The 18,321-nt window shown below is 61.3% G+C and carries 9 protein-coding genes; 4 read left to right on the forward strand and 5 right to left on the reverse strand.

The genetic code is table 11. From position 1 onward, the window contains the following. Positions 1-6 precede the first annotated feature (6 nt). From PAN31117_RS17780 to PAN31117_RS17790, 3 genes are all read left to right on the forward strand, one after another. Positions 7-1,167 (forward strand): iron-containing alcohol dehydrogenase, encoded by a 1,161-nt coding sequence (locus tag PAN31117_RS17780; protein ID WP_150739375.1) that lies wholly within the window; start codon positions 7-9, stop codon positions 1,165-1,167. Between the two features lie 60 nt (positions 1,168-1,227). Then, entirely contained in the window at positions 1,228-1,608 is a 381-nt protein-coding gene (locus PAN31117_RS17785; protein WP_150739376.1) for a DUF1801 domain-containing protein, read from the forward strand. Positions 1,609-2,169: 561 nt separating this feature from the next. Continuing rightward, complete coding sequence (locus PAN31117_RS17790; protein WP_150739515.1) at positions 2,170-2,871, forward strand: autoinducer binding domain-containing protein; 702 nt, start codon at positions 2,170-2,172, stop codon at positions 2,869-2,871. A 93-nt stretch (positions 2,872-2,964) separates the two neighbouring features. Here the strand turns inward: PAN31117_RS17790 and PAN31117_RS17795 are convergent, their stop codons facing one another. From PAN31117_RS17795 to PAN31117_RS17815, 5 genes are all read right to left on the reverse strand, one after another. Further along, positions 2,965-3,651: an acyl-homoserine-lactone synthase gene (locus tag PAN31117_RS17795; protein ID WP_150739377.1), complete on the reverse strand. Its 687-nt coding sequence runs from the start codon at positions 3,649-3,651 to the stop codon at positions 2,965-2,967. 251 nt (positions 3,652-3,902) lie between these two features. Then, complete coding sequence (locus PAN31117_RS17800) at positions 3,903-5,396, reverse strand: hypothetical protein (protein WP_150739378.1); 1,494 nt, start codon at positions 5,394-5,396, stop codon at positions 3,903-3,905. Positions 5,397-5,463: 67 nt separating this feature from the next. Then, complete coding sequence (locus PAN31117_RS17805) at positions 5,464-7,017, reverse strand: immunoglobulin-like domain-containing protein (RefSeq protein ID WP_150739379.1); 1,554 nt, start codon at positions 7,015-7,017, stop codon at positions 5,464-5,466. A gap of 263 nt (positions 7,018-7,280) precedes the next feature. Further along, positions 7,281-10,817 (reverse strand): RCC1 domain-containing protein, encoded by a 3,537-nt coding sequence (locus tag PAN31117_RS17810; protein WP_150739380.1) that lies wholly within the window; start codon positions 10,815-10,817, stop codon positions 7,281-7,283. A gap of 13 nt (positions 10,818-10,830) precedes the next feature. Continuing rightward, on the reverse strand, positions 10,831-15,738 hold the full coding sequence (locus tag PAN31117_RS17815; RefSeq protein WP_150739381.1) for an RCC1 domain-containing protein: 4,908 nt from the start codon (positions 15,736-15,738) through the stop codon (positions 10,831-10,833). A gap of 213 nt (positions 15,739-15,951) precedes the next feature. On the opposite strand from PAN31117_RS17815, the gene PAN31117_RS17820 reads away from it, so the two are divergent. Continuing rightward, on the forward strand, positions 15,952-18,321 hold the full coding sequence (locus PAN31117_RS17820; RefSeq protein WP_150739382.1) for a hypothetical protein: 2,370 nt from the start codon (positions 15,952-15,954) through the stop codon (positions 18,319-18,321).

Raw genomic sequence — 18,321 nt, forward strand, 5'->3', positions numbered from 1 at the left:
ACGATCATGAACGCATTTCGTTTCCAGACGGTCCCCACCGTCGTCGTGGAATTCGGCGCAGCGCGCCGTCTGGGTGCGCTGCTGCGCGAGCAGTTTCCGTCGGCCAAACGCCTGTGCGTGGTCACGGACGGCTTTTTGCATAAGAGCGGTCTCCTCGCCCCGGCACTGGCCGATCTGACGAAGCACGACTGGCAGGTGTCGGTCATCGACGACGTGATCGCCGATCCGCCCGAGCACGTGGTGCTCGAAGCCGCCGAACGCGCTCGCACGGCAGACGCCGAAATCGTGCTGGGTCTGGGCGGCGGTTCGTCGATGGACGTGGCCAAGCTGCTCGCAGTGCTGCTGCCGGGCACGCAGTCGATCAAGGACATGTACGGCGTGAAGAAGGTGACGGGCACGCGCCTGCCGCTGGTACAAATGCCGACGACCGCGGGCACCGGTTCGGAAGTCACGGCCGTGTCGATTGTGACGACCGGCGAGACGACGAAGATGGGTGTCGTTGCACCACAACTCTTTGCCGATCTCGCGATCCTCGACGCGGAACTCACGCTCGGCCTGCCGCGCGCGGCGACCGCCGCCACCGGCATCGACGCGATGGTGCATGCCATCGAAGCCTATACGTCGGCACACCTGAAAAATCCGATCTCGGACATGCTCGCCGTGAAGGCCCTGGAATTGCTCTCGCGCAATCTCCTGCCCGCCTGCAACGATGGCGCTAACCGTGAAGCGCGCGAAGCCATGCTCGTTGGCGCGATGTTCGCCGGACAGTCGTTCGCCAACTCGCCAGTGGCCGCCGTCCACGCCCTCGCTTACCCGATCGGAGGCATCTTCCACGTCGCCCATGGCCTGTCGAACGCGCTGGTGCTATCGCATGTCATGCGCTTCAATGCGCCCGCTGCCAGCAAGCTTTACGCAGAACTCGCCGACGTGATTCTTCCCGTCAAGGCGAGCGGCAGCGATGAAGCGAAAACCGATGCGCTGATCCGGCACATCGAGTCGATGATCGTCGACACCGCCATTCCCCGCACGCTGCGCGAGGTGGGCGTCAAGCAGGACGACATCGCGCGTATGGCCAGCGACGCTATGCTTCAGACCCGCCTTCTCGTCAACAATCCCCGCGAGGTCTCCGAAGCCGACGCTTTCGCGATCTACTCGGCAGCGTTCTGATCTCGTTAGAATGAGGCCTTCTTCTACGCGCTGTTGCTTTCCCCATTGGAGACGCTCGACATGAAGAAGGCCTTTCCCTCACCCGACGAAGCCTCAGCACTTATCGACGCCCGTATCACCGAACTCGCAGACTGGCGCGGCGATATGCTCGCCCGCCTTCGTACCATCGTGACCCGCGCAGCCCCCGATATCGTCGAGGAATGGAAGTGGCGCGTACCCGTCTGGTCTTGTGACGGGATTCTATGCACCGGCGAAACCTATAGGGCCACCGTCAAACTGACCTTCCCGAAGGGCGCTTCGCTTCCCGACCCCACGGGTCTCTTCAACGCCAGTCTCGAAGGTAATACCCGCCGCGCCATCGATTTCCGTGAAGGCGTCGCCATCGACGAGAAAGCGTTAATCAATCTCATTCGCGAAGCCATCAAGGTAAATCGCAGCTAGTGCGCGGCTTACGAAATCAGCAATCTTTTAATTTCGGATTGCACACCTCATCAGTATTTTATTAAAATCAATAACAACGATTCTCAAAAAAACACAAATCCAAAAATCTCAATAAAAAAAGCGCAAAAAACAGAATCCGTTTCAGACATAATCTTCGATTTTAGATGATAGAAAACAACAAAAAAATATCTAGAAAATCGAGATGTCTCGTTTTCCTATATTTTCGATGCACTCATTGAAATACCGTTAACCCGCTGATATTCTTCAGCGCATCGGTGTACGTAACCAAGTTCATACATGTGGCCAGAGCCGCCCGACACCGGTACGTAGTGCTTTCGATTTATTGCATTTGCCACGGCGTGCGAAACGATTGCCAACGTTAGCGACACCATCTTTTTGCAGTATTCAATTAAAAACTCCGACGCAGCAGCATGACCCAGGGGCCGACGTGGCGTAATTCGCCACGGTAGCGTCGTGCGCACTTTTGGAGTCGGTGTCTCGAAAATAAGCAGTTAAACGCATAAGCATCTGATTCCCCCTGGAGACATCATGTCTGCCTTGATGCAACTGCTCGAAACTATCCACGACGATTGCAGTGGAATAACCGACTCCAAGAAGCTTTTTCAGCGCATCGACTCGTTCTCTAAACGCATCGGCTTCGAGTATTGCTGTTACGGTTTCCGTCATCATAGGAGTGCAACACAATCGGAAGTGCGTGTCTTCGACAGCTATCCGACCGGATGGATGGCGCACTACAGCGAAAAGGGTTTTCTCAACGTCGATCCGACCGTCGCCGTCGGCGCACATACGGAAAGGCTGCTGTCCTGGCGCGATCCCACCCTGCCCGCCGCGCCCGAGCTTTGGCGCGATGCAAACGACTTTGGCCTGAATCACGGTGTGGCGCGCTCTAGCTGGGGGCCACATGGCGAATTCGGTCTGTTGAGCTTCGGCAGATCGACGCAATACCTCACACCGATCGAGTTGAACTCATTGCAAATCGGCATGGGTGTGCTGGCGAACTATACGCACGAGTCGATGAGCCGCCTGCTGCGCCCTCAACGTCCGCCTTTCGACATCGAATCGTTGTCGATACGCGAGCGCGAAGTCCTGTTGTGGACCGCAGAGGGAAAAACCGCCGACGAGATCGGCGACATCCTCGGCATCTCGACACGTACGGTCAATTTCCATATTCGCAACTGTCTCGATAAAACCGGCTGTCGCAACAAGGTGCAGAGCGCAATTCGTCTGGTGATGTGGCGCTAGCCCTTCGTTCCCCCGCTGCCGCAGTCATGCCACGCAGTCGCGGGGGAACCGAGACCGGCGACACCATCGTGGTCGCTCGCCGGTCGTTCGCCATCAATTGCCCGACATATCGCACGACAACCCCAGCGCCGCGCGCGTCGTAGCATCGATGTCGATACGGTACGCCGCCACCAGCCGACCGTCTATTCGGTACGCCGCGCCAAGCTTGTGGGTCGGTACACCGATGCGCCCGAACAAACGCGCCAGACTGACGAACGTCACGCCGATCAATCGATGCGCGCCCAGCGAGCTGGCAGTGAAAACTGCAGCACGCAACAACTCCCTCGCCCCTTGCGTCGCCTGCTGCGTCTGCTGCGTCTGCTGCGTGCGCGTATGACTCGCGTAGACGCCTTCCGCCTGTGGCGACTCCCAGGCAAAGCGTGAAAGCTCCCACACGGGCGTTGCGTAAGCCCCTTCCCCCATGTCGAAACCGTCTCCCATGTGAATGGCCGCAGGAAGATCGTCTACGAGATGAGGGAAGTGATCGCCTAACAAATAGCGGTGTGTCGCAGGCAGGAGGCGTGCGCACCCGACAATGGCGTCCTCGTGGCGAAGCGTGACGTAAATGGTGTCGTCACGGTCATATTCGTCGGACTCTTCGCCCACCTCCGACATTCCGCACTGTGACGCAGACCTCATCTCCCACCCCAGCTTCTGCACGAAAACCCGGTGGCGAAAGCGCGCGATTTCGCCTCTTGCAGAAGGGATCAACTGAGCACCGCGCATCACATCGACTCGCATTCCAAACCTCCATCGTTAGTAGATGAAGGCAGATTAGCGACGCAGAAATGAAGCGAAAACTGTCAACGTTGACAGGTGGAAAAAATCATCATCACAACCAAGTAACATGTCCTTCAAAAATCGCTCATTCATCGAGAGAAAATCGAGTGAACGAACAGCGCGGTCCTCGATGCTTCCCAAAAAAAAGCCACGACAAGAATGTCGTGGCAAACATCGATGTGCGCGGTGCCAGGCGGAAAAATCGCCTCGTTTTACCTGCTCTGACACGCCGCCCAGTTATCCGGCGCAGCAAGCAATGCACCGGTATTTATCGCGCCGGTCTGATCTGCAACGTGGTACCTGTAGATCGAACCGGCCGGGTTCGTTAGCACCACCTGTAACACGGGCATGAAATGTCCCGTCACTTCCATGTAATCCTGCTGAATGTATTGCGCACCGGGTTTGGCATCGAGCGTCGGATAGAACCATGCGTCGATGGGAAGCTGGTCGGGAATGTTCTGTGGCCACGCGGCAATGACGACTTCGTTGTGCGCATTGCTGTATGTCTGACGCAACTCCTTGAATACGGCAAACTGCGCGACGCTCGGCGAAAGCGCGCATCCGCCCGCCGGTGCTCCCCCATGGGTGGTCAGCCATTGTGCGGCCGTGTTGATACCTCTCGCGTCGCACAGACGCAGGTCTGGGGTCGTCGCCGTTCCCGTTCCGCAACTGCTCGGTCGGCTGCTTGTCCCAGCGTTCACCGGGAACTCGCATCGCCACGTCAACGGATATTGGGTCGGCGCCTGCAATTCGCGCATGATGATGCCCGGTCCGCCGCTATGCGTCGCGTTCATGAGCATGTCCACGCGGGCAAAAGAGAACGACACCCCGTTGCGATCAACAGAATTCTGGGACGGGTTCCACGAATGGAAATCGCCACAACCCGTAATTCGAATCAGCACGCCAGAGCAGTTGTATCCGGCCGTGTTGCCCGGACACGTCATGCGCGTATCGGCATGGCGCGCTTCGAGTTGCTTTGCCACGGTGAATCCCCAATCGAGCTGATCGCGCTCATCGAAGCCGAAGGCGGTGGCGGCGCCCGCACCTATCGTCGCCTTGAGAACGGGCATCCACTGCCCTGTGGCGTCGTAATACTGCTTCTGGTATCGCAGCGCCTGCGAGAGCTGCCCGCCGTTTGCCACGTCGTAATAGATGGCTTGCACCGCCAGCGCCGCCGGATTGCCCACGTTCCAGAGGCTCACACCGACGGCGTCCGCATTGCCAGGGCATGGCGGCAGCGATTGCGCGAGCGGCGCCTTTCCGCAGACGTAGTCGTAAGGCTGCCCGTTACCTGCAGCCGTCGGACGATCTGCCAGTACGAAGCCCACGGAAGCGGACAGAGTGACGGCAGGCAGATCCTGTCGCGCGTAACTCAGACGCGCGTAACCGGCGTTCGTCTCGTCCGCGCCGATCTGCCAGAACGGGGTGTCTGCGCCACCTGCCGGCGCCGGACGCAACATGACGCCCGAGCAATCGAACGCCGGACTGGCGACGAAGCACTTTCCGGGCGTCTGTGCATAGCGACGATTGATGGAATAGGCCAGATCGGCCCCGGGCAATTGCGACGTCGAAGTGACGGCCGCCGATGGGCCGACCGGCACCGCAGGCACCGGTGCTTTGTCGATTACCGTACATGCACAGGCAAGCGCCGTCAGCAGCACTGGCGTCGCGCGGCGCAGTGCTGCCTGCCAAATCGTGCTCAGCATGAAACACCTCGCATGGGAGCCACGCTCCCTGAACGTCACATCGATCGTGAGGAAGGAGCGCGGCGCTTTAAGCGTTCGCAAGACCCGGCGTCACGCCGACCACCTGAAGGTAGTCCGTCTCGTTGCGGCCCTTCACGTTTTGCTGTTCGTCCGGGCCGTTGAGGTCATAGGCGTAGGCCGTTCCCGCGCCAATTGCCGTGCCGGTCCAGAAAGGGTAGGAAAGCCAGTCCATGTATTGCGCGACCGGGCCGGAACTTGGGAAATAGGTCACCCAGAACGCCTTCAGGTCGTCGACGGTCGGCACGTCGAGCCCTGCCGCCGCGCAGGCCGCCGCGGCGCCCGAGAAGTTGGCCGACGGGCTCACGAAGTACATCGTTTTCAACCCGGAAACCGTGATGGTGAACGAGCGTGTCTCGTTGCGACTGTCGGTCGCGGAGATCTGCGCCGTGCCGTTGCCCATCGGCGTCACGATGCCCACGCCGTCGATGGTGGCGACGGTCTCATCGGCGGTGGTGTAGTTGTACGGCGGTGTGCCGAACTTCGCCTCGCGATTGAATTTCGCATAGTCGGGAACGATCACCGGCGCCTTCTCGCCGATGATGTACCGGAACTTGGACAGATCCACGGTAAGCGGTGCTTCGAACGCCTCACCGATCCACAGCACGAACGCTTCCGACTGGCTCTGCGTTGTGCCGCGCATTACGGTGTATGACAACGACGCCGATTTCTCCTTGTTCAAATCGGCATGATTGCGCGGCACTTCGAAGACGTAATCCCGCTGCGGCGAGCCGGACACGGTCATCTCTTGCGAAAACGGCGCAGGTGTGCCACTGGCATTGACCCAACGGAACATGATCTTGTCGCCTTCGGCAATGCCGGGGTATGGTGCGACGACGACCTCGACGAAGTCCCCGACGATATCCTCCGGCACGAGCGAATTGCCGATCGCTTCGGGTACGCTCACCAGCGGCAATTCACCGACGGGCTCCAGCACCCGCACTTGCAGCGGATTCGACTCGATTGTGCCGTTCTCGTGTCCCGTCACCACCGTGCCGAGTGTGATCGTTGTGCCCGAGTACTTCTGCAACGCGCTTTTCGGAATGGTGAACGGAACCGGCTTACCGACCTGCCCCGGGTCGGAGATGATGACGTGAGATTCCCAGTCGGAATCGTTGATGTCGATGAACACAATTTGTCCCACCGCCATACCGGCATACGGCGCGACGGTGGCGATTGCACCGCTGTCCGGTACGTCTGCGAGATTGAGCACACCGCCTGCGACACCTTCGATGGCTGGCGGCTCGACATCGCCAGGCTCTGCAATCTGCTCGCCGATAGGAACACTGACGACGTCCGACGTCTCCACGACCACGCCCCCCCGCGAGACCGTGAAATGCACAAGGACCGTCCGACCTTCGTTCGGTTTGATCTGCTCGCCCTTCACACGGAATTCGATCGGCTCGTTTAGGCTGGGGCCGGAAACGGGGAACGAATCCGTGTACTGCCCGCTCTGCGGGGCATCCCAGACTATGCCGACAGAGTCCCCCAACGCCTTGCCCGCGTAATTCGGCACTCTGACAATGGTCCTCGGCAGCTCCGGATCGAGCATGCCATTTTGCATATCCGGAATTTCCGGCGCGGGATGATCGGCCCTACCTCCCCGCCCGAAGCGACGCGTGGCGACCGGCGCCGCTGTCCCGACTGGGCCTGCCTTGCCCTTCGTCCCACCGCGACGTCCGGCGACCGGTGCCGCTATCGTGGCGCGCCGCGCCGAAGTTTTCGTCGTTGCCATCATCTTTCCCCTTGAATGCACCCGACCGTATGCAGCGTGCGCATCGCGCACGCTGCACCATCGATAGTCACTGGCATGATCCGCAGCACCGGCTACGCCTTCTCCAATGCAGCCTGACGCTTACGATAGGCGGCGAGCGCGCGCCCTTGCGGCGAGGTAATGGAGACCGCCTTGCCGTCGACTTCGTAGCGAATGTACCGATCCAGGAGTTGTTGTTGGGCCGATGTCGGTGTGCCGCCGCCATCGGCAACACCCCAACTCACGACGCCACCGGTTGCCGGAATCGCAGCAAACCCCTGACTGTTGGAATAGACGGCGCGGATGTTGACCAGCTTCGGCTGCACCGCCGCGGAGTCTCCGCCACGCGCAGGGTCCCCCCACGTGAGCACGGTGCCGTCTCGTTTGAGCCCCGCGAAAGCACCGCCAGAGGCCGTAATCTGCACGAACCTCTCCAACGCCAGATCCTCGGGTAGCGGATAGCCATGGTCATCGGTTGGCCCCGTCCCGCCCCACGTGACCACCCGGCCGTCCTCCCGGCGCGCGCAAAAGACCTTAGCGTTCGCGACCACCTCGACGATATCGTCAAGCAGCTCGACCGCCTGGGGAACGACGCCACCGAACGTCTCCGAACCCCATGCCATGACCTTTCGCTCGGAAGTGATAACGGCAAACGCGCCATTCGTCGCAGCCGCAAGTTCGACGATGTCGCGCGCAGCGGCAACGTCGTCGCTGAGTTCGCCGCCATTGGCTTCGTTCCCCCACGCAAACAGCGTGTTATTCGGGCGTAGCGCACAAAACGCCGCCGTGCTGCCGCGCACGCTCAAGACGGTTTCGTCCTTGTTGAGATCGGGTAACACCCCGCCATTGGCCTCAGTCCCCCAGGCGACAATCTTTCCGTTCTTGCGCAGGCAGCAGAATGCGCTTGTGTTCGGAATGACCTTGTCTGCATCGGTCACGGTAAGCGCGTCGCCATCCACCACGCCTGCATAGATGGTGTTCCCCCAAGCGCCAAGCGTGCCGTCGTTGCGCACATAGGCGAACGCTCCAGCGTTGCCGCAAATCCGCGCCACATTGCTCGGATACGGTGTGATCGGCCCACCATTTGCAGGGTCGCCCCACATCACGGCGCGCCCGTCGACCAAACGCAGGGCGACGGCAAAATACGTCGCACTCAATTGAACCCCGTCCAGCCCCATGAGCGATGTGTCGATTTTCCCCCCATGAGTTTCCATCCCCCACGCATATGGACCTGCGGTATCGAACAGTGCGCCATACGCCGCCAAACCGTTGCCGGTGACGGTGTCCACGCCCGTGCCCACCAGATGAAGCGGAAGGATCGAGGTGGAGGCGGTTTCCGTTCGGACATGCAGCAGCCGCCAAGGCTCGCTGTCGAGGAAAGTGGAACCCGATACCGACGACGTATCGCCGCTATATCGCCACTCGGCGACGATATCCTCTCGCGTGGCCGCACTCACCGCGCGCAGGTACTTCGACGCCCCCGAAACACGCTTGTCGAAGTCGCCATTGCGCGCCCCGAGCACGATCAGGTCACCGCTCGCCAGTTCCCGGCCAACGGTGTAAGTGGCTGGCGGCGATTCCTCCGTTAGCCCCGAAGCCTTACGAACGACCGCGTACGTAATCTCAACAACGGCGCCGTTGCTTTGCTCGACCGTGGCCTTCGGAATGCGTAGTTCGAGCGCCCTCCCGACATCGCTCACCTTGACCGTGTAGGGATCCGAGGTGTAGTTGGGGGGGCCTTTCCATGTCACCGTCACTGTGTCGTCCAACGCGAACGCGGCGGTGTCGTCGATATACACGGTCGCACCGGCCGCCGTCACATCGTCCGGATCGAGGTTGCCATCGTCGGCCTCCAGCACGACCACGGCGGGCAACGCCGACTGCTCGATCACGAAAGAGGTGGTGCCGCCAGATGCAACCACCTGACCGCCGACAAGCAGGTCGTAAGACACCGTGACCGTGCTGTCGACGCCCTCTTCGATGATTTCGTAGGGCACGTTGAAGTTGATGTCGCCGTTACCACCGACGGGCATCTCAGGCGTGTAATCCGTACCGCCATGCGTCGACTGCCATTTCAGGCGAATCATGTTGCCCTGCGCCATTTCTGGCGAGCGGGGCACGATGACGGCGAGACCGCCGGTGACTAGTCGCGGATCGAGCTTACCGTCGACAACGGCAGGCACCCGAGGCGGCTCCAGCGCTACCGCTTCGCGCACGACCTTGACCATCAGCGCGTCCGAACGATCCTCGATCAGTGCGCCCCTGACCCGATAGGTCAGCGGCATCTCCATGCCGATGAAAGGCACGAGATCTTCGGCAATAAAATAGTCCTCGATCGGGTCACCGACGGTGTGGTCGCTGACATGATTCGTGAGCGTCAATCCGCCATGACCGGCCCCCGCCCCCCAGTCGATAAACACGACGTCGCCGCTACGCATGCCTTCGTAGGCGGGCACGATCACGTCCGCGCGGTTGCCAATATCGTTCAGGTTCAGTTCACCGTTCCCGTCGCGTTGTGGCATCTCCGGTAGCGCAAGTTTTTGGGGCTCGACGGCGACGCCGAGCTTCAACACTTCCGAGTGGATCACGGTGGCGCCACGCGTAATCGTGTAATACACGGGCACGATCTCGCCCTTCCAGGGCTCGACGTCGTCCTTTGTCATCCGGAACGCGAAGTCCATCGGTACGCCCACCACGACGCGGTCCCAGTAATGTCGGGGGTCCTCCTTCGGCCCCCAGTACATGTAGATTTCGTCGCCCGCCTGCATGTCCGCGTGCTGCGGCACCACGGTACGCACCCTTTGCTGGTACGCCTCCTCAGGCAGATAATCGCCGTCGGCCTCCTGCACATACGGTGCAGGCCAAAGCGGCTCCCCGACCGGCTCACCGACGCTCAGCACCAGGTTGTTTGAAAGAACCGTCTCGCCGGATTTTCTGATGACCTTGTAGTACACCGTTACATTCCCCCCGTCCAACGCGACCACATTTGCCTTGGGGACATAGAACTCGGCTGACCTGCCGACGTTGTTGTCGGTGACAAAGTAATCGTCGACGTACTCCCCCGCCGTGCCCTCACCGAAGTACGCCCAGATATGGTCACCGGACGCCATGCCCTCATAGGGGGCCACCTCCACCGTTGCTTCACCCGTGAGATCGTCCGGATTGAGCACACCTTCCTTCGCTTCCAGGACAACCGGGGCCGGCAAATTGCCGTCGTCGTTCAACGGCAGCACCTCGACGAGCGTCGAACCGGATGTTTCGCGCTCACCGCCTTGCGGCGTCACTGCATAGACTGCGGTCACGGTGTCACCTCCATTTGCATTGATCTCAAGTACGGTGCGCGAGACGGTCACGACCACATCTCCCACGCTCTCGACCAGGCTGTCGCCCGAATCCTGTCCGCCCGCGGACGTCCCTAACCAGAACCATTCGAGGCGATCTCCCTCCGCCATGCCCGGCCACTCAGGCATCGTGATCTTCGGGCCGTTGGGCACCAGGGCCGGATCGAGCTTCCCATCCGTCACGCCCTCAATTTGCGGTGGATCTAGCGTGCCGTCGTCCTCGTCGGATGCGGGGGCGCTCACGCCGACGGATTTGCTTTTCGTGTCCATGATGGCGTCTCCCCTAACTCACGATCAGCGTTTCGTGATTGCGACGGTAGATCGCAAGCGCCTTGCCCTGCGCGGACCCCTCGGACACCGCGCTGCCTTGCGCTTCGTAGCTCATGTACTGATTGAGCAGGATCTGTTGCTCGTTGGTCGGCGTGCCGCCGCCGTTCGGAATCCCCCAGGTCACGACTTCGCCGTCGTCGCGAATCGCTGCGAAGGCTTCGCTGTTGGCATACACGGCGCGCACGTTGACGAGCCGCGGTGCCACCACCGACGAATTGCCGCCGAAGTTCGCGTCGCCCCACGAGAGAACACTGCCATCGCGCAGCAGTCCGGCAAACGCTCGCGCCGTACCCACGACCTGAATGAAATCCAGGTTCGCGTATGCGGGCGGGAAGTCGTTGCCACGCAACGGGTCGCCCCAATGAAGTAGCCGGCCGTTTGCGCGGCGACCGCAGAAAGCGCCCCACGTCGCCACGATTTCAACGAAGTCGGTGGTGAGCCTGACGGCGTCAGTGACCACACCGCCATGGGATTGGGGGCCCCACGCGATGACCTTCCGATCCGTTGTCAGCACCGCGAACGCGCGCGCCGTCGCACTGGCGAGCGAAGCGACGTTGTTTGCCGCTGCCGCCTCCTCGGACAACTCGCCTCCGTAGTCCTTGTTATGCCATGCCGCGAGTCTGCCGTTCTCCCGCAACGCGCAGAACGCCATGAAGTTGCCCATCACGCTCTTGAACTTCTCGTTCTCGAGCCCCGGTGGCAGTTCTCCCCCATGGCTGGACGGCCCCCATGTCACCAGCTCGCCACCCACGCGTCTCACACAAAAGGCGTTGCCGGTGGAGGAAAGCGTGTGTGCGTCGCGCACCAGACGTGCCGCATTGCTCAGTGTGCCGCCGTGATTGGCGCTCCCCCATGCCGTGAGCGACCCGGTGTTCAGAATCCCGGCGAACGCACCGGCGTTACCAATGACACGCCGCACGTTAGTCGGCAGTGGCGTCACCTCACCGCCGGTCCCTGCTTGCCCCCACACGAAGACGGTGCCCCCGCTCTGGCGAGCGGCCATCGAAGACGGTGTCGTGCTGATCTCGACGAACCCATTCATGCCGATGTAGTTGTTTTCGATGTTGGCGCCCCAGCTTTTGTGGCCCCATGCGTAAGGGTTCGAGTCTTTGAGCAACGCACCGAACGCCGCCGCCCCCGTGGTCGAAGCGCTTTCTGTGCCCGTCCCCGCGAAATGCACCGGAAGAATCGAAGTGGACGCGTCTTCCGTGCGCACGTGCAGCAAGCGCCACGGGTCGGTGTCCAGGAACGACGCTCCCGTGAAAGCGGTCAGGTCGCCCTCGTAGCGCCATGCCACGACAATGTCCAGACGCGACACTGCATCCACGGCGCGCAAGTATCGCGGCGAACTCGACGCGCGGTAGGCCGCGCTACCGTTGCGAGCGCCGAGCACCAGCAAATCGCCCTTTGCCAGTTCCCGCCCAACGCTGTACGTAGCCCGGGGGGATGTTTCCGTGGCCCCACCGACCTTGCGCACGATCTTGTAATACACCGACGCCACCGTGCCGTCGCTGCGCTCGATCTCGACCTTCGGAATCATCATCCGCAGACTCTTGCCGACATCGGCAGCCCCAATGCGGTGTGAGGTCTGATAGTCGGTGACACCCTCCCAGTACAGCGTCACAACGTCGTCGAGCGCAAACACGGCCGTCGCAGCGATCTCCGCCGTCGCCCCCGCGCCGGGCACTTGGTCCGGGTCCAGATTGCTGCCGTTCGCCTCGACGATGACCACGGCGGGCAATTCCGTCATGACGATCACGAACGGCGTGGCACTGCCCGTGCCGATGGTAGCGCCACCGCGCCGCACTTCATAGGAGACAGTGACCGTACCGTTGATGCCCTTCTCGATCGCCTCATACGGCACCGTGAACTCGATAGCGCCGCCGCCAACAGGCGTTGAATCGGTGTGATCGCCTTCGTCGTTCGTACAATCCCATGTCAAGAAGATCATGTCGCCCTGCTGCATGCCGGCCCGCGGCACGATGACCTTCGCCCCATCCATCACCTGGCGCGGATCCAGTTCACCGTTGACGACGTCCGGAATTTGCGGCGGTTCCATCGTCGCCGCTTCACTGACAATCGTGAACTCGATGGGATCGGATTGCCGAGGGCCCAGCACCCCCACAATGCGATAGGCGACTTCAATGGTCTGCCCTTCGTAGGGCTCGATTTCGTCGAGCTCGAAGAACTCTTCGATGGGCTGCCCGACGGCGTTCTGTGTGATCGGGACGTCGATGGTCAGTCCGCCGTTTTGCTTTCCGCCTGCCCAGTCGATGTGGACCGTATCGCCCACCCGCATGCCCTCATAGGGCAGTACCCGGACATCGGCCCCGTAGGTGAGATCGGCGAGGTTGAGCTTATCGCCGATGACCTGGTCCATTTCCGGCAATGCCAGTTGCGTCGGCTCATAGGCCACGTTCAGCGTAAGCACTTCGGAATGAATGACGCCTGCCGGCCGGGTCACCGTGTAGCGAATCTGCACGGTTTCTCCCGCCCACCGATCCACGGTGGCCGCGTCCACACGAAACGGAAAATCCATCGGGATGCTGACCTCGACCCGGTCCCAGTATTCCTTGCCGTTGCCCTCCCAATAGATATGAATTTCGTCGCCCGCCCGCATTTCGGGGTGTTGCGGCACCACTGTACGAACACCCTTGGCGTATGCGTCTTCCGGCAGGTTGCCCCCCGTCGACTCAGGAACGGTAGGGGCAGGCCAGCGCGCTGACGAGGCGACATTCAGAATCAACTGATAAGAGCTTCTCTCCGTACCGTTCCTGAGGACCTTGTAGTAGATGGTCACCGTCGCCGTGTCGAAGAACTCCACTTTCGCTTTCGGCACGAACATCTGAATGGGGTCGCCCACATTGTTGTCGCTGACGAGAAAGTTATCGATCATCTCGCCGCCACCGGTTCCCTCGCCGAAATAGACCCAGACCACGTCGTTAGCCGCCATCCCCTCGTACGGTGCGACGGTCACCGTGGCGGTCGCATCGATGTCGTCAGGATTGAGCGTATCGCCGACCGCCTCCTCAACGACGGGGGCCGGGAGCAGCACGTCGTCCAGCGGGAGCACACGGATCACATTGACCATCGATGTCGTCTCGCCGCCGTTGCGCCTGACGACATAGAGCACATTGACACTGTCGCCCCCAATAGCGTTGATCTCGACAACACCACGCGGCACGGTATCGGTCACATCACCGATATGTGCGGGCAAGGTGATATCGATGACACCGGTGGCCTGCCCGTTTTGCGACGTCCCGATCCAATACCACTGAACCGAGTCGCCCACCGCCATGCCCGGCCATTGCGGGATCGTGATCTTCGGCCCGTTCGGGACCAGTGCAGGGTCGAGTTCGCCGTTGACCTCCCCCTCGACAACAGGCTCGGGAAGTTCCAGCGTATCGAGCACCGACAACGTCAGATGCGCCGATTCGCGCGTGCCGCCCCCGGACGTGATGACGTAATACACCTCCACGCTTCCCCCGGCGATCGGCGCAATCGCGCTGAACATGATGTTGAACGACACAGGGTTACCGACATCCGCATCCTCGACGATCTTGAAGTCCTGATCGTTGACGGGGGTGCCGTCCACGGCGGTGCCTCGCCAGTACATCATGACGATGTCGCCCTGGGCCATGTTTCTCCACGGCGCGATATCCACATGCGCGCCGTTCTCTACCAGCGACGGATCCAGCCCGTCGCCCGTCGCCTCGCGCACCACTGGCGCGGCCAATTGCAGTGCGGTGCCGGTGATGGTGTAGTACGCCCGACGCGAACGCCCTTTACTAGCGCCGCCGCTGTCGGTCACACGATAGAAGATCGAACCTTCGCCGGGCACCACGGGTGCGAGGCGCGCGTTAGGCAGCGCGAACGCCAGCAAGGCGGGGACCCACGGTTTGTTGTCCGTGAAGCTGACGGGCACGCCTTCATAGGAAAGGCCGTCGAACGTCAGGTCGATGATGTCGCCGGCCGTCAAGTCTCCATTGAAGTAGACGATTGCCGTGGCGTCTTCGCCCTTCAGCGCATCGAAGTCGAGCACGTCGCCCGGTGCATCCATCAACGTCGGTGCGGCATAGATCGAATCACCGACTTCCACCGCGATGAACGCCGGTGGCGCGCGCAGCGAATAGTTCTTTACGACGTCGTAGATGCTGTAAGTGATCGCCAGTTTTTCGCTGTCTCCGGCGTCTATGATGGTCCGCTCGTCCACCCTCACGACAATGTCCGTCCCGACTTCCTCCGGCGCGACTGTGTAGACCGGTAGCGTCTGCGATCCCCAGTACAACGTCAGACGATCTCCCTCGGCCATGTTCAGCCAGGCGGGAATCGTGACGGGCACTCCCTCAGGGGAAATCGGCGGCTCAATCGGACCGGCTGGCGGCTGCGCCAGTTCGAGATTTTCGTTGATCGACGGCGTCGATTGATCCGGATCGTTCCCCCCGGGCTTTGCCCGCTTGACGAGAATCTTGGCGACCGGAGACGTTCCCACATCGCCGCTGATGTTCGAAACATGGTCGAACCAGACATCCACGAGTCCGTCCGGGCGCTCGAGAACGTGCTGCACAGGTACGTTCAACACGTAAGAAGCGTCGTTGGGATTCGTGATGAAGATGGCGGCGACAGGCGTATCGGGATCGCCCCAATACAGCCTCAGGATGTCGTTTCGAACAAACAGATAGCTCCACGGCACCAGCACCACAATCGGCTGGTCGATGTTTTGCAGACTCCGGTCGCCGATACCGCCCCAGGTCTCCGCGTCCGGCACGCGCGGCAACTGGAGGACTGCTGGGCCGATGGCGTCTTGCGGGGGGCTTGCCTTTCGCGATACGGAAGCGGGTGAAGCATCTCTTACGTTCATGATCGACCTCCGGGGGAACGCGTGCGTAAGCCGGCACGCGTATCGGGACGGGAAGAAAGCACGCGGTGCGCCTCACCTGCTCGCAACGTGTGCCGACGCGCCTATCTCACTACCGAAGTTCATGCCCAACAACTGTCAACGTTGACAGTTACCCCGCGAGATTTCCAGCGCGACACTTGGCAAACCCAACCCCACTTCACATGGAGGTGTGTCATGACAGTCAAGCGCAAAGCCCTCTTACGCACGGACAACAAGGCGGCAAGCCTGAACGTCCGAGCGAAACGAGCGTCAACAGAGGAAAGCCCATCGCCAAAGGTCGGGCCTCCCGCACCGGAAATCGATCCAGACGTGCTGGCCGATCGCGGGGACATCCCGGAAGAGAACTTCCCCTTCAACCCTGTCCTGGCAAACCTGGAGGGTCAGCCCATCGATTTCACGGCCCCAATCCTACCCAATTACACAACCGGTTACGTTTATCGGTACTTCGTCGATGGCACCACGGACACCGTTGAGGGATCCATCACCGACCAGGATATCGAGGACGGAATTTTCACGATCGCCGTCGAGCCCGAGCTGTTAACTCACGGCATACACACCCTCACCTACGCGACGAGACCGCAGTTCGACCCGGGATTCTCCGACCCCTCGGAACCGACGTACTTCACGCTCGACTTCGAGCCCCCGTACAACCTCGGCGAAGGCGAGGTGCCCACCGAGGTAGACGACGGGTTGACCGACGAAATCCTGACCGCGCTGGGTGACGTGCTACCGCTCACCCTGCCCGGTTGGGGTGATCAGGCCTTCGGGGACGTTATCGTCGGTATCGTGCGGCAAGTTGGCGGACCGAATCACATGACCGCCCCGTTAAGGATCCCATTCGGCCATGACTGGAAGGAGACGGTCACGCTGGAATTTCCGCGAGCGATCATCGAAGCAGCAGGCGACGGCATCCTCGAATTCACTTACACGATCACCGATCTTGCAGGCAACGAGTCGGAAGAGGCGTTCATCAAACTGGTCGACGTGTTCGTCTCGGGGGGGATCGACGATCTGGAACCCCCGATCGTGCCGGCACAAGAGGAGGACGGACTGATCACCGAGGAAGATGCCCGCGCCCCGGTCGTCGTCCAGATTCCCGGTCATACGAGCGTCGAGCCCGGCTTCGTAATCGTCGTTCTGTGGGGTTCGCAAGCGCTGGAGGGCGTGGTCTTCGATGGAGATAACGACGACGAGATCATGCTCGAGGTCGACGTGCCGTATGAGATCGTTTCCTCGGAATGGGACGCGAACAAGGATGCGGGCGGATATGCCGACATCGACGTGAATTATGTCGTCTACGGCGCTGGCAGCCGGGAAGTCGGCCGTCCGGATACCCCGACCAGCGTGCGCGTGAATCTGAACCAGGCAGGCGGCGTCGACCCCGACCCGGACACGCCGGAAAACGAAGCGCTCGGCAAACCCGTGGTCAGGCATTCTGCGTGGGAAGCTGGCGATCAGGAGGATTTCATTCCCGACGCCTCCATCGAGACTAACCACGCCATCGTGATCCCCTGGTTCGTCAGAGACGAGTTGGGCAACGTGACCGACGAGGACGCCTTCCGTGCCGGTGACGAAATCAATTTCGTCTACAACGGCGATCCGGCGGGGTCATACGAGGTCGTGGCGGCTGATGTGACGGCACAAATCGACCTCGTCAAGCCGTTGGAGTGGGAGCCCGTAAAAGCCGGCGGAAGCGGGCAGAGGGACGTTCAGTACATCGTGGAACGCACGCTGCCCCCAGGCACCGAGGTCAACACCAGCCTCTCCCCCGTCACCGTCGTCACGGTCATGGACGCCGGCGACCTGCCCGGCGGCTCCGATCCGCTGCCTGAGGCGGCGTTCAACGATCCGGTCATTACCTGGAAAATGGTCGACCAGGACTACGGCGGCTTCGCCCCACTCACGATTCCTGTCTACGAAAACCAGAAGCTTAACGACGTCGTTCGAATTCACGTGTTGTGCAACCGCTGGGTCGCCGGCGGTCCCGACCTCGAAGAGTTGCCGCTTGCCGAGTATGGTGGCCCGGAAGGCGCCAACGAAGTCGCAGCATTCCCCTTCGAGCAAGTCATCACCGCCACCAACATCGGCAAACCGTTAACCTTCGCCTGGCCGCAGGAAGTGCTGGTCAACGCGTACCATCTGGCGCGGGCGCGTGTTGCCTATCGGGTAACACGCGGGGGCGACGACACCGCCTTCAAAGACGCCGACGCAGGCGCCAGAAGCATCATCGAACTGGGCAACATGCCGCAGCCGCCTGCCCGCGCAGGCATGAACGCGCCAGCCTCGCGTCACCGTCCGACACTGGCGGAAGCCCTCGCGGGGGTCGAGCATTCGGCCGCGGCACGTCGAGCGGCGCTCAGAACCTACGTCCGCGCATGGCGAACCACGTCTGCTCAGCGACGCGCTTACCTTGAGTTCAAGAAAGAACGGGAAGCACGACTGCTCAAGGCCATCAAACTCGAGCACCGAATCGACGATCCGTACCGACGCAAGCTGGCCGAGATCGCCGCCCGGCCCACGCCCGATCCTTTCAAGAAGGAGTAA

Source organism: Pandoraea anapnoica, assembly GCF_902459765.1.
GTDB lineage: Bacteria > Pseudomonadota > Gammaproteobacteria > Burkholderiales > Burkholderiaceae > Pandoraea > Pandoraea anapnoica.

Excerpts from the sequence above, each read along its gene's own strand:
- PAN31117_RS17780 (WP_150739375.1), top strand. The coding sequence starts at position 7 with ATGAACGCATTTCGTTTCCAGACGGTCCCCACCGTCGTCGTGGAATTC.
- PAN31117_RS17785 (WP_150739376.1), top strand. The coding sequence starts at position 1,228 with ATGAAGAAGGCCTTTCCCTCACCCGACGAAGCCTCAGCACTTATCGAC.
- PAN31117_RS17790 (WP_150739515.1), top strand. The coding sequence starts at position 2,170 with ATGCAACTGCTCGAAACTATCCACGACGATTGCAGTGGAATAACCGAC.
- PAN31117_RS17795 (WP_150739377.1), bottom strand. The coding sequence starts at position 3,651 with ATGCGAGTCGATGTGATGCGCGGTGCTCAGTTGATCCCTTCTGCAAGA.
- PAN31117_RS17800 (WP_150739378.1), bottom strand. The coding sequence starts at position 5,396 with ATGCTGAGCACGATTTGGCAGGCAGCACTGCGCCGCGCGACGCCAGTG.
- PAN31117_RS17805 (WP_150739379.1), bottom strand. The coding sequence starts at position 7,017 with ATGCAAAATGGCATGCTCGATCCGGAGCTGCCGAGGACCATTGTCAGA.
- PAN31117_RS17810 (WP_150739380.1), bottom strand. The coding sequence starts at position 10,817 with ATGGACACGAAAAGCAAATCCGTCGGCGTGAGCGCCCCCGCATCCGAC.
- PAN31117_RS17815 (WP_150739381.1), bottom strand. The coding sequence starts at position 15,738 with ATGAACGTAAGAGATGCTTCACCCGCTTCCGTATCGCGAAAGGCAAGC.
- PAN31117_RS17820 (WP_150739382.1), top strand. The coding sequence starts at position 15,952 with ATGACAGTCAAGCGCAAAGCCCTCTTACGCACGGACAACAAGGCGGCA.